The sequence below is a fragment of the Micromonospora sp. DT43 genome, assembly GCF_049841645.1.
Taxonomy (GTDB): domain Bacteria; phylum Actinomycetota; class Actinomycetes; order Mycobacteriales; family Micromonosporaceae; genus Micromonospora.
The window spans coordinates 1-12,361 of sequence record NZ_JBNCKR010000012.1 but is presented as its reverse complement, the minus strand read 5'-3'; the positions used below and the strand labels follow the sequence as shown (position 1 = coordinate 12,361).

The window sequence follows — 12,361 nt, the reverse complement described above, 5'->3', positions numbered from 1 at the left end:
GGATACTGCCGGGCGGAGGACAGCGCGGTCCGGCGCACACGAGAACAACAGCGGCCAGCACGGCCGAGAGTGGTAAGTAAGGAGCGCATCACATGCCCATCGCTTCCCCCGAGGCCTACGCGGAGATGCTGGACCGCGCCAAGGCTGGCCGGTACGCGTACCCCGCGATCAACGTGACCTCCTCCCAGACGCTGAACGCGGCGCTCAAGGGCTTCGCCGACGCGGAGAGCGACGGCATCATCCAGGTCTCCACCGGTGGTGCCGAATACCTTTCCGGTCCCTCGATCAAGGACATGGTCACCGGCGCGGTGGCGTTCGCCGCGTACGCGCACGAGGTGGCCAAGAAGTACTCGGTGAACATCGCCCTGCACACCGACCACTGCCCGAAGGACAAGCTGGACGGGTTCGTGCGTCCGCTGATGGGCATCTCGCAGGAGCGGGTGAAGCGCGGCGAGCAGCCGCTGTACCAGTCGCACATGTGGGACGGGTCCGCCGTGCCGGTCGCGGAGAACCTGCAGATCGCCTCGCAGCTGCTCGACGAGGCCGCCAAGGCCAAGATCGTCCTTGAGATCGAGGTCGGTGTCGTCGGTGGCGAGGAGGACGGCGTCGAGAACGCCATCAACGACAAGCTCTACACCACCACGGATGACGGCCTGGCCATGGTCGAGGCGCTCGGCCTCGGCGAGAAGGGCCGCTACATGGCGGCGCTCACCTTCGGCAACGTGCACGGCGTCTACAAGCCGGGCAACGTCAAGCTCCGTCCGGAGATCCTGAACCAGATCCAGGAGGCGGTCGGCGCCAAGTACGGCAAGGACAAGCCGCTCAGCCTGGTCTTCCACGGCGGCTCGGGCTCCCTGCTGAGCGAGATCCGTGAGGCTCTCGACTACGGCGTGGTGAAGATGAACATCGACACCGACACCCAGTACGCCTTCACCCGGCCCGTTGCCGACCACATGCTGCGCAACTACGACGGCGTGCTGAAGATCGACGGCGAGGTCGGCAACAAGAAGCTGTACGACCCGCGGGCCTGGGGCAAGGCCGCCGAGGCCGGCCTGGCCGCTCGGGTTGTCCAGGCGTGCGAGGACCTGCGCTCCACCGGCACCACGATGACCAAGTAACGACTGTCCACCGACGGCCGGCTCTCCCTCGGGGAGCCGGCCGTCGCCGTCAGGTGGTCAGCAGGCGGACGGCCTCGTGGACGTCGTCGGTGAGGTGGATCGTCGTCGACAGGTCACCGAACGGGGACGCGGCCAGCAGCGGGCGCAGCAACGCCTCGACCGGCAACTCCCGCGTCCAGTAGTCGCGGTCCAGGAAGATGTACGCGCCGCTGGCCCCGTCGGTGCCGTAGTAGGTCTTCGTCGCCGCCTGGAACACCTCCTGCACCGTGCCCGCCCGTCCCGGTGCGAAGACGATGCCGCCCCGGGCGAGCCGCAGGATCGTGTCCTCCCGGATGGCGTTCGAGAAGTACTTCGCGATCCGCCCGGCGAACAGGTTCGCCGGCTCGTGCCCGTACAGCCAGGTCGGGATCGCCAGCCCACCGCTCCGTGCCCACCCGGCGTCGCCGGCACGCTGGCGAGGCACGCTCGCGTACCGCTGCCGGACCGTCAACGCCACGGCCGTGTACCGGTGGTGGTCGGTGAAGTCGGGCGCGGTGGCCAGCAGGTCGATCGCCGCCGTCAGGTCAACCGCCGGCCGGTCCGCCAGGTACGCGCCGAGGTTCGCCGCCTCCATCACCCCGGGACCACCGCCGGTCACCACCAGGCGGTCGGCCCGCGCCAGCTCCCACCCCAGCACGGCAGCCATCCGGTACGCCGGACTGCCGCGCCGCACCGCGTGCCCGCCCATGATGCCCACCACCGACTGCGGCCCGTACCCGCCCAGCCAGGCGCGGGTGGCGTCGGCGAGCGCGTTGTCCACGCCGTGGTCGTGCAGCCGCTGGCCGAGCGCCTCCTTCACGTCCGGCAGCGCCCCGCCGTGCGCCCGGTAGTGCTCGTACACCCGGGTGTCGTACATCCCGGCGAACCCGCCCTCGGCGAACCCGGCGGCCAGGTCGTCCGGGGTGTAGAGGTGCGCCGGCTGGGTCGGGTACGGCAGCCCGGAGAACGGCGGCACCACGTTCGCGCCGCGCCGGACCAGGTCGGCGCCGACCTCCCGGGAGGCGAACCGGCAGCCGACGAAGAGCGTGCCGGCGACCTCGACGGCGGTCAGGTCGGGCACCGGGGCGAGGTCGAGGCGCAGCCCCTGCACGGTCAGCCCGGTGAGGCGACCGGTGAGCAGCTGCCTGTCGAACTCGTCCCGGGTCTGGATCTCGTCGGCGTGCAGGTGCGGTTCGATGACGTCCGTGGGAGGTGGGCTTGGCACCGGGCCATCCTGCCCCTTCGGCGGCGTCGGCCAAACCTCGGGCCGGCGGTGAACCGACAGGAGCCCGGTGGTCGTGGCCACCGGGCTCCTGCGTAACCGGGTCCTGGGGAGGCTCCGGACCAATAGTTGTAGTGGAAAACACCTGGCGGCGGCATAGGCCGCAGGCGTGACCAACTCCTCAGCCGTTCAGCGGGACGTGTCGGCCGACCCGCTCGCGTGTCGCCCTGTCCAGCGGGTTGAATGGGGCGATGCAGAACCTTTTGCCGGAGCCACCGGCCACCCTCCTGCCCGCGAACGACGAGGCCGACGCCGCCCTGGCCGCCGCCCAGGAGGCCGGCACCGATGAGGCGTTCGCCGAGGTGGCGGCCCGCTTCCCGACCTTCAGCGCGGCCTGGGGCGCGCTCGCGGCCCGGGCGTTCGCGGCCGGTGCGGTGGTGACGGGGTACGCGTACGCCCGCACCGGCTACCACCGCGGCCTGGATCAGCTCCGCCGCAGCGGCTGGAAGGGCCACGGGCCCGTGCCCTGGTCGCACGAGCCCAACCGGGGCTTCCTCCGCTGCCTGTACGTGCTCTCCCGGGCCGCCGACGAGATCGGCGAGGCCGACGAGGCGGCCCGCTGCGCCCAGTTCCTGCGCGACTGCGACCCGGCCGCGGCGGACGCGCTGGCCAGCAACTGAAACAGCCCGAGGGCCGGCCCGACGTCGGGCCGGCCCTCGGCGGCTACAACCCTTCGGCGACCGCTGCGGCGATCTTCAACCAGGCGTCCCGGGTGGCCGAGGAGAGCCCGCCGTACCGGATCGGCTCGCCGCTGTCGATGAGCCGCTCGTACGGCGCCAGCAGCACCGCCCGGGTCCGGGCCGCGAAGTGCTCCTGGATGGCCGGCAGGTCGATCTCCTTGCGGGACGGCGGCATCGACACCACAGTCACCGCCTGCCGGACCAGCCGATGCCGACCGCTCTGCTCCAGGTGGTCGAGCATCCGGGCGGCCGTCTCCGCCGAGTCGTTACGGGCCGACATGGTGACCACGAGCTGGTCGGTGGCATCCATCGACGCCTGCCAGTTCTGCGCCCGGACGTTGTTCCCGGTGTCCACGAAGATCAGCTTGTAGAACCGGCTGACCACCTCGCGGATCTCGGCGAACGCGGCCGCGGTCAGCATCTCGCCACCGGTCGCCGACTCGTCCGAGGCCAGCACGTCGAACATCCCCTCGCCCTGCGAGCGGACGTACTGCGACAGGTCACCGACCCGACCGTGCGCCCCCTGGAACTGCCCGAGGTCGCGCAGCATGTCCCGCACCGTGCGGGAGTGGAAGTCCTGCTGAGCCCGCATCCCGAGGGTGCCCTGCGTCTCGTTGTTGTCCCAGGCCAGCACGTAGCCGCCGCGCTTCTGGCCGAACGTCATCGCGAGCAGCAGGATCGCCACCGTCTTGCCGGCGCCGCCCTTCGGGTTGACCACGGTCACCTGCCGCAGCCCACCGAAGTTGCGGCGCACCATCTCGATGTCCCGCTTGAGTTCCTGCTCGTGCCGCCCCGGCGAGAGCCGGACCAGACCCATCTTGTTGACCACCGCGCGTACGCCCATGGTGGCCACCGGATCGGCGGGCCGGACCTGCCGGCGGCGGGCGAAGTCCTCGGCCGTCGGCGCGGCAGTGGTCTCCGGCGTCCAGGTGGCGTCCGGGTAACCGGTGGCCGGCACCCGCGCCACCGGGTCGGTCTCCTGGTACTGCTGCGGCGGTACCGGTGGAACCGCGGCGGCGCCCTGCTGCCACGGCGGCGGATACCAGCCCGGCGACGGCGGAAAGGGCCCCGGTGGCGGGGTCGGCACCGCGCCCTGCTGCGGTGGCTCGACCGGTGCAGGGCCGGGGACCGCCGGCGGATACGTCTGGCCGGAGTAGGTCTGGCCGGCGTACATCTGCCCCGCTCCGGTGCCCTGGTCGAACGCGGGCGGTGGCGGTGGTGCGGGAATCGACGGTGGTGCGGGAATCGGCGGTGGCGCGACGCTGGCCTGGTCCTCTGCCGACGAGGGCAGGTTGGCCGGCCGCTGCGGCGGATACGCCCAGGGGGACTCGGTCGCCGGCCGCGCCGCCCCGACGGCAGGGCCTTCCTCCCCGGTACCGGCTGCTCCGTCACCCTGCGGCGCCGCTGCCGCCCCTGCCGCTGCCGGGCCCGCCGCTACGGCCGGGCCTGTGGTGGAAGGGCCTGCGAGGGCTGGGCCCGCCACTGCCGGACCTGCGACGGCCGGGCCTGTCGTGGAAGGGCCTGCGGTGGCCGGGCCTGCTGCGGTCGGGTTTGCCACGGCCGGTCGGTCGATGGGCGTTGCTGCTGCCGTCGGGCGGTCCAGGGAGAACGGCAGGTCCAGGTCGACGCCGCCCGACGCCGTCGGCGAGTGGGCGACCTGACCTGGGCCACGCTCGTCAGCCGGCACCGTTCCGGTCCCGCTGCCCGTCGCCCCGGCTGAGGTGTTCGCCGCTCCGCTCGCGGTGTCTGTCGTCCCTGCTGCGGTGCCCGACCCTCCCGCTGCGTTGCCCGGCACTCCGGTCGCGGTGTCGGTCGACCACACTGCGGTGCCCGGCACTCCGGTCGCGGTGTCGGCCGGCCATGCTGGGGTGCCCGGTCCGCCGGATGCGGTGCCCTGTTCCCCCGCTGCGGTGCCCGGTCCGCCGGTTGTGGTTCCCGGTGGCCCCGCTGCGGTGCTCGCTGACGCGTTGGTGGTCGCCGGCATGACCGTGTCGGTCGTCGGAGCGCCGGGGGTCGCCTGTGACGTATCGCCGTCTGGGCCGAGGAGAGCGCCCACCCCAGGCGGAACCGGTGCCGTCGATGCGACGGGCGGCACGGGCGCAATTGCCGGCGCCGACGGAATGGCGGGCGCGGGTGGGGTAGCCGGCGCCGATGGAGTGGATGGCGCGGGTGGAGTGGCCGGCGGCTCGGCCGGCGGCCAGCTCGGCTGTGCCGGTGCCCAGCCCGTACCTGCACCGTTCGGGCCGGTGGCTCCCCAGCCGTTCGGCGGCGACACTGCCCCGGTCAGGGACGGGTAGTCCGACGCAGACGGCGGCGGCAGGGCTGCGGCCCCCGGCTGCCCGGGAACCGGCGGACGGCCGATCGGCGGCGCTGGCACCGGCGGCGCGACGGTCGACGACGGTACGGACGGCGACGGGCCACCCCGCTGCTCGGCGACGGCCGCCCACGGCGGCACCACGTCACCGGCGCCCCGCTCGGCCGGATCGGGCGGCCAGAGTGGTTCGACGTCCCGCTCCGGCACCGGCTGCTGGCCGGGCACCTGCGCCCGGTCGGCGTTCTTGTCCATTACGGTTCCTCCCCAGTCCTCCTGCGAGGATAGGCCCACCGGACGACCGGGGCCGGTCGGCGCAGCCGGGGTCAGACCACCCAGACCGCCCAGGCACCCGGTTCGATCCACCAGGAGCGCTTGCGGGTCAGCTCACCCTCGACGCCGTCGTCGAGGTAGGGCACCTTTCCCTCCCGGGGCAGCACCGACACCGCCCGTCCCCGGGCCCGCCGCACCTCCAGGCGTACCCGCTTGCGTCCCAACGCCGACCGGACGACCACCGGCACGGCCACCGCGACCTCGACCTGGCCGTCGGCCGGGTCCGGAGCGGCCAGCAGCGTCACGTCGTCGAGCGACGCGTACCCGCCGGCGTTGCCGATCGCGCATGCCAGCAGCGGTTCGTCGCCGTCGGTGAGGATGGCGTCGTCCACCTCCACCCGGGCCCGCCAGTGCAGCGGGCGGCCGGCGTCGTCGGCGGCACCCAGCAGGGCGCCGTCCAGGGTCACCGAGCCACCGTCGTTGCGCAGCAGGTCCAGCCGACGCGGCGTGCCGTCCAGCACGGCGGCGGCCACGGCCGCCGGGTCGCGGGGCAGCCCGAGCTGTGCGGCCAGGTCCCGGTGGGCGCCGCCGCGCGCCGGGTCGAGAGGGAGTACGGCGACCGGCGGCAGGTCGGGCAGGGTGCGATCGCCGCGCAGGTCGGCGGGACGCTTGCTCGGCGCCGGGGCGTACCGCTTGACGAGCCGGCGCAGCACGGCGCGCAACTGCGCGTCGCTCGCCGTGGCGACGACCAGCCGGGTCTTGCCGTCCGAATCCGGCCAGGTGAGACCGTCCGGGCGGGCCGAACCGTCGAGCTGGGCCAACACCGCGTCGATCTCGGCGTCCGAGCGGGCGGTGACCGTCTGCACACGAGCGCCCCGAGCGGTGAGCGCATCGGCGCAGGCCAGCACCGGCACCCGCGGCCGATCGGTGGCGCAGACGTCACCCGATGCCTCGCCGGCGTCGGCTCCGGTCGTCTTGCCGGAGTCGGCTCCGGTCGTCTTGCCGGCGTCGGCCGCGTCGACGCCGGTGTCGGTTCCGGTCGCACCGCCGCAGCAGGCCCCGCCGCTGCCGCAGCCCCCGGGAGCATCGCGCTCCGACGCGAGGGTGAGCAGCACCACGTCGTACACCGAAGGAGCCTCCTGCCTCTCGACGCGACCCCTGCCGGTCGCGCCGTCACTACTTGTTAACCTGACACCCCGGGCTCGCCAACCGGTCGCCACCTGGCACCCGAGCCTTCTGGAGGCGGAAAAGATGCCAGCGATCGTGCTCATCGGCGCTCAGTGGGGCGACGAGGGCAAGGGCAAGGTTACCGACCTGCTGGGTGAGCGGGTCGACTACGTCGTGCGCTACTCCGGCGGCAACAACGCCGGGCACACGGTCATCACCCCGGACGGCCAGAAGTACGCGCTGCACCTGATGCCCTCCGGGGCGCTCTCGCCGAGCGCGATGATCGTCATCGGCAACGGTGTGGTGGTCGACCCGAAGGTGCTGCTCGCCGAGATCGACGGTCTCGCCGAGCGCGGCGTGGACGTGTCCCGGCTGCGGATCTCCGGTGACGCGCACCTCATCATGCCGCACCACCGAGCGCTGGACCGCGTGGTCGAGCGGTACCTCGGCTCGTCCCGGATCGGCACCACCGGCCGGGGCATCGGCCCGGCGTACGGCGACAAGGTCGCCCGGATGGGCATCCGGCTCCAGGACCTGCTCGACCCGGGCATTCTGCGCAAGAAGCTGGAACTCGCGCTGCGCGAGAAGAACCAGATGCTGTTCAAGGTCTACAACCGCAAGGCGATCGACCTTGAGGCCACCGTCGAGGAGTACCTGGAGTACGCGGAGCGGCTCAAGCCGTACATCGCCGAGACCCGGGCCATGCTCTGGGACGCCCTGGACCGCGGCGAGACCGTGCTCCTGGAGGGTGCCCAGGCCACCATGCTGGACATGGACCACGGCACGTACCCCTTCGTGACGTCGTCCAACCCGACCGCCGGTGGCGCCTGCGTGGGCGCCGGCATCCCGCCCACCGCGATCAACCAGGTGATCGCGGTGAGCAAGGCGTACACCACCCGGGTCGGCTCGGGGCCGTTCCCGACGGAGCTGTTCGACGCCAACGGCGCGCACCTGCGCAAGATCGGTGCGGAGTACGGCACCACCACCGGGCGGGAGCGCCGGTGCGGGTGGTTCGACGCGGTCGTGGCCCGCTACGCCTGCCGCCTCAACGGCGTCACCGACCTGGTCATCACCAAGCTGGACGTGCTCACCGGGCTGCCCAAGGTGCCGATCTGCGTCGGGTACGAGATCAACGGCAAGCGGGTCGACGACATGCCGATGAGCCAGACGGACTTCCACCACGCCACGCCCATCTACGAGGAGCTGGACGGGTGGTGGGAGGACATCACCAAGGCGAGAACCGTCGAGGACCTGCCGGAAAACGCCCGCCGCTACATCGCGAGGGTCGAAGAACTCTGCAACACCAGGGTGAGCGTCATCGGCGTAGGCCCAGGCCGAGAAGAAAACGTAGTCCAACACCCCCTCCTCCCCTAACCCTCAACCCTCGGGGCCTTCCCGCCCACGAAAACCGCCCCGGTGATCATGGGGTTGACGACGGATTCGATCGACAAAGGTCCCGTCAACCCCATGATCACCGGCGCGATGCGCGGCGCAGCGGGGGGCGGACAGTAGGATGCTCGGTTGTGCGGGTTCTTTTGGTGGGTGGTGGTGGGCGGGAGCATGCTCTCGCGCTCGGGTTGGCCAGCGATCCGGCTGTTTCCGCATTGATTGCCGCGCCTGGTAATCCGGGGATCGCCTCGGTTGCCGAGCTGCGGGCCGTCAAAGCCTCCGATCCTTCCGCGGTGGCCGCGTTGGCGGTGGAGACTGCCGCTGACCTGGTCGTGATCGGCCCGGAGGCGCCGCTGGTCGCGGGGGTCGCCGACGCGGTACGCGCCAAGGGCATCGCGGTGTTCGGCCCCTCCGGTGCGGCCGCCCAGCTCGAGGGTTCCAAGGCGTTCGCCAAGGACGTGATGACCGCCGCCGGTGTGCCGACCGCCCGGGCGTACGTCTGCACGGACGAGGAGACCACCGCGCGGGCGCTCGACGAGTTGGGCGCCCCGTACGTGGTCAAGGACGACGGGCTGGCCGCCGGCAAGGGCGTCGTGGTGACCGACGACCGGTCCGCCGCGCTGGCGCACGCCGCCGAGTGCGGCCGGGTCGTGGTCGAGGAGTTCCTCGACGGCCCGGAAGTCAGCCTGTTCGTGGTCACCGACGGCGAGGCGGCGCTGCCGCTGCTGCCCGCGCAGGATTTCAAGCGGATCGGCAACGGCGACACCGGCCCGAACACGGGCGGCATGGGCGCGTACGCGCCGCTGCCCTGGGCCCCGTCCGACCTGGTGGACGACGTGATGCGCGACGTGGTCCATCCGACCCTCGCGGAGATGCGCCGCCGGGGCAACCCGTTCGCGGGCCTGCTCTACGTGGGCCTCGCGATGACGGCGACGGGCCCCCGGGTGATCGAGTTCAACGCGCGTTTCGGTGACCCGGAGACCCAGGTCGTGCTCGCCCTGCTGGAGACGCCGCTGGGCGGGCTGTTGCAGGCGGCGGCCACCGGCACGCTCGCCGAGCACCCGCCACTGCGCTGGCGCGACGGCAGCGCGGTCACCGTGGTGCTCGCCGCGCAGGGCTACCCGGCGGCGCCGCGTACCGGCGACGTGATCACCGGCGCGGATCGGCCGGGCATCATCCACGCGGGCACCGCCCGTCGGGCCAGCGACGGCGCGTTGCTGTCCGCAGGCGGCCGGGTCCTCTGCGGTACGGCCACCGGCCCCGACCTGGCGACCGCCCGGGATGCGGCGTACGTGCTGGTGGACGGGGTGGAGCTGGCCGGCTCGCAGCACCGCACCGACATCGCCGCAGCCGCGATCGACGGCCGGATCACCATCCCGGCCTGAACGGCGCTTCGCCTGAGCGGCGGCCCGCCTGCGGCTGAGTGGTCGTCAGCCGTAGTAGCGGCGTAGTTCCCGGGTGAGCACCTTGCCGGTGGCGTTGCGGGGCAGGTACTTCACGAAGACCACGTCCCGGGGGACGGAGAACCGGGCCAGGTAGTGGCGGACGTACTCGCGGACCGCCTCGGGGTCGAGCGTTTCGCCGGGGTGCAGGGCGAGGAACGCGGCCAGTCGCTGCCCGTACTCGGGATCGGGTACGCCGATGACGGCGGCCTCGCGTACCTGCGGTAGTTGGGCGAGGAGGTCCTCCACCTCTGAGGGGAAGACGTTCTCGCCGCCTGAGACGATCATGTCGTCGGCCCGGCCGTCGACGAAGAGCAGCCCGTCGGCGTTGAGTCGGCCGAGGTCGCCGGTGTCGAGCAGGCCGTCGCGTGTCTCCCGGATGGCACCGGAGGTGTAGCCCTCGAAGAGCATCTCGTTGCCGACGAAGATGCGGCCGACCTGTCCTTGCGGTACCGGCTGGCCGTCGGTGCCGAGCATTTCCAGGCGGGTGCCGTGCGGCGGTCGGCCGGCCGTGGTGGGTGCCTGGCGCAGGTCCGGGGGGCCGGCGATGGACGCCCAGGAGACCTCGGTGGAGCCGTAGAGGTTGTAGAGGACGTCTCCGTACACGTCCATGAACTTCGGGGCGAGCCCGCCCGGCAGGGCCGATCCACTGACCGCGACGACCCTGAGCGGGGGGCGCGGGTCCGGTGGGGGCACTTCCAGCAGCCGTTGGAGCATCACGGGTACGGCGAAGAGCGCGTCGCAGCGGTGTGCCGCCAGTGCGGCGAGCGTGGCGGCCGGGTCGAAGCGGCGGTGCAGCACGATGGTGGCCCGCAACGCGAAGCACACCTGAAGGGCGGCGAATCCCCAGGTGTGGAAGATCGGGGCGGCGATCAGCACCCGGTCCTTGGCGTGCAGGGGAATGCGGTCGATGATGGACACGAGCGGCCCGAAACCGCTGGGTGTGGGCCGGCGGGCGCCCTTGGGTGCGCCGGTGGTGCCCGAGGTGAGGACGATGATCCGGCCGTCGCGCTCCGGCGGGTGCAGCTCGCCGGGCAGTGCTCCGGCCACCAACTCCTCGCGCGCGCGTTCGTCGAGGCGGTGCAGCTCGGCGGGGAGGCCGAGGACCCGTTCGGTGAACTCGTCGTCGTGCACCAGCAGCCGCAGTCGCTGCTCTTCGGCGACGGTGGACAGTTGGGCGGCGGAGAGCCCGGTGTTGACCAGCACCGCGTCGACGCCGAGCAGGGTCGCCGCGACGATCGTCTCGATCAGTCCGCGATGGTTGCGGCACAGCACGCCGATCCGGTCGCCGGCCTGCACGCCGAGCCCGGCCCGCATCGAACGGGCCATCCGTTCGGCCCGGTCGAGGAGGCCCTGATACGTCAGTTCGATGCCGTCCTCGTCGATGATCACCGGCCGGCCGGGATCTCGGGCGGCCGCCTGGCGTAGTTCGCCGGCGAGGCTCCACCCCCAGGTGCGCAACGCGTTGAGCTGGGAGGCGATCCGGACCGGGCTGCCCGGCGTTAGCAGCCCGCGACGGGTCAGCGTGGCAACGGTGAACGGCAGGTCCATGCCGCAGACCTCCTAGGGATGGTACGCGGACGGGCAGTCGATGTTCCCGCCCGTCAGGGTGTCGTCCCTTGATCATGCACCGAGCGCGGCTGGAGGCCCAGTCGGCGTCGGCGGGGGGTGACGAAGACGGCACAGGTCGTGGAAACCGCTGCCCTGCGGCCCCGCCGTGGTCGGCGTAACCACGAGTCGAGTCTCGCCTGGCTTGAATTAAACAATGTGAAAGCGAAATGCTGCCATTGCTGGGAATTGACACACAATCGTCTCGGTCGAGCCGGGGTCGGAGCCGTTCAGTGAACGTAAACAGTTCTTCCAGATCGCCCACCTATGTTGAGGAGCGAAGGTCTGCGATGGAAAGGCGAAGTGTTCGACGTCTAGCGCTGCGTGTTCGCTTCCATCGCCCAAGTAGCGCTTCCGAGAATGTGGAGGTTCGATGAACCTGTTGAAAAAGCGTACTCTTGCCGCAGGGGCGGGAATTGTCGTAGCCGTGACCGGCTCCCTCTTCGCGATTTCTTCGCCTGCCTCGGCGGACTACGCGTGCCCGGCGAGGCAGGTGTGCTTCTTCCAGGATAAGGACGGCCATGGAAGCCCGGCCACGCTGGCGGGTCTGGTCCAGGGTGGCGGCGGCGTCGCCTACTTCTCTGATCACAAGTTCCACAACGGTGTGAACCTCAATGACCAGGCGTCCTCCGTCTTCAACAACACCAACCAGTACCTCGGGGTCTACGAACACACCATCTACGGTGGGCGGTGGCAGCGGGTCAAGCCGTACGGGTGGGCTAATTTCGGGGGTGACCTCAAGAATGACACCGCCTCGTCCGCCCGGTTCGTCGACGAGGGGTGCACGCCGGGGCCGGAGTGGTGCCTTTAGGCCCACGGCGTCGGGCCTGGCTCAGGTCTTATCGTCGCCCTGTGGAACAGCGATGCTCTCCGGCAAGCCGCCCCACTGCCAGTCGGTCCAGGGGGCCAGCCACCGCATCTGAGCTGAGGATTTTCCACAGCCGGGGCCGCGGCCCGGGGCAGCTTACGTGCGTCAGCGGGGCCCGGGGGATGTCAGTCCCGGGCCCCGCTGGTGGTGTGGGTCAGATGCCGTAGATGAACTGTTGGTCGACGGGGCCGGCGTTGTTGGTGTT

Annotated in this window: 9 protein-coding genes; 5 read left to right on the top strand and 4 right to left on the bottom strand. The window is 71.7% G+C overall.

Annotated features, from left to right (window positions below):
• Positions 1 to 92: 92 nt before the first annotated feature.
• Positions 93 to 1,118 carry a class II fructose-bisphosphate aldolase gene (gene fbaA, locus ACLQ26_RS24700; RefSeq protein WP_363681080.1) on the top strand — a complete coding sequence of 342 codons (1,026 nt, stop codon included), beginning with the start codon at positions 93 to 95 and terminating at the stop codon, positions 1,116 to 1,118.
• Positions 1,119 to 1,167: 49 nt separating this feature from the next.
• Here fbaA and ACLQ26_RS24695 read toward each other — a convergent pair whose 3' ends face one another.
• Positions 1,168 to 2,361: an LOG family protein gene (locus ACLQ26_RS24695; protein ID WP_425746703.1), complete on the bottom strand. Its 1,194-nt coding sequence runs from the start codon at positions 2,359 to 2,361 to the stop codon at positions 1,168 to 1,170.
• Between the two features lie 248 nt (positions 2,362 to 2,609).
• Between ACLQ26_RS24695 and ACLQ26_RS24690 the strand changes: the two genes are divergently transcribed.
• Complete coding sequence (locus ACLQ26_RS24690) at positions 2,610 to 3,038, top strand: DUF3151 domain-containing protein (protein ID WP_266247783.1); 429 nt, start codon at positions 2,610 to 2,612, stop codon at positions 3,036 to 3,038.
• Positions 3,039 to 3,081: 43 nt separating this feature from the next.
• On the opposite strand, the gene ACLQ26_RS24685 is transcribed toward ACLQ26_RS24690, so the two are convergent.
• Together ACLQ26_RS24685 and ACLQ26_RS24680 are read right to left on the bottom strand one after the other, a co-directional pair.
• Positions 3,082 to 4,935 carry a chromosome partitioning protein gene (locus tag ACLQ26_RS24685; protein ID WP_425746702.1) on the bottom strand — a complete coding sequence of 618 codons (1,854 nt, stop codon included), beginning with the start codon at positions 4,933 to 4,935 and terminating at the stop codon, positions 3,082 to 3,084.
• 800 nt (positions 4,936 to 5,735) lie between these two features.
• Positions 5,736 to 6,809, bottom strand: a complete 1,074-nt coding sequence (locus tag ACLQ26_RS24680) for a hypothetical protein (RefSeq protein ID WP_425746701.1) — start codon at positions 6,807 to 6,809, stop codon at positions 5,736 to 5,738.
• 124 nt (positions 6,810 to 6,933) lie between these two features.
• On the opposite strand from ACLQ26_RS24680, the gene ACLQ26_RS24675 reads away from it, so the two are divergent.
• Complete coding sequence (locus tag ACLQ26_RS24675; protein WP_425746700.1) at positions 6,934 to 8,223, top strand: adenylosuccinate synthase; 1,290 nt, start codon at positions 6,934 to 6,936, stop codon at positions 8,221 to 8,223.
• A gap of 149 nt (positions 8,224 to 8,372) precedes the next feature.
• Positions 8,373 to 9,623 (top strand): phosphoribosylamine--glycine ligase, encoded by a 1,251-nt coding sequence (gene purD, locus ACLQ26_RS24670; protein WP_425746699.1) that lies wholly within the window; start codon positions 8,373 to 8,375, stop codon positions 9,621 to 9,623.
• 45 nt (positions 9,624 to 9,668) lie between these two features.
• Here the strand turns inward: purD and ACLQ26_RS24665 are convergent, their stop codons facing one another.
• Positions 9,669 to 11,231 (bottom strand): AMP-binding protein, encoded by a 1,563-nt coding sequence (locus ACLQ26_RS24665; protein WP_425746698.1) that lies wholly within the window; start codon positions 11,229 to 11,231, stop codon positions 9,669 to 9,671.
• A gap of 430 nt (positions 11,232 to 11,661) precedes the next feature.
• On the opposite strand from ACLQ26_RS24665, the gene ACLQ26_RS24660 reads away from it, so the two are divergent.
• Positions 11,662 to 12,099: a peptidase inhibitor family I36 protein gene (locus tag ACLQ26_RS24660; protein WP_425746697.1), complete on the top strand. Its 438-nt coding sequence runs from the start codon at positions 11,662 to 11,664 to the stop codon at positions 12,097 to 12,099.
• The last annotated feature ends 262 nt before the right edge of the window (positions 12,100 to 12,361 follow it).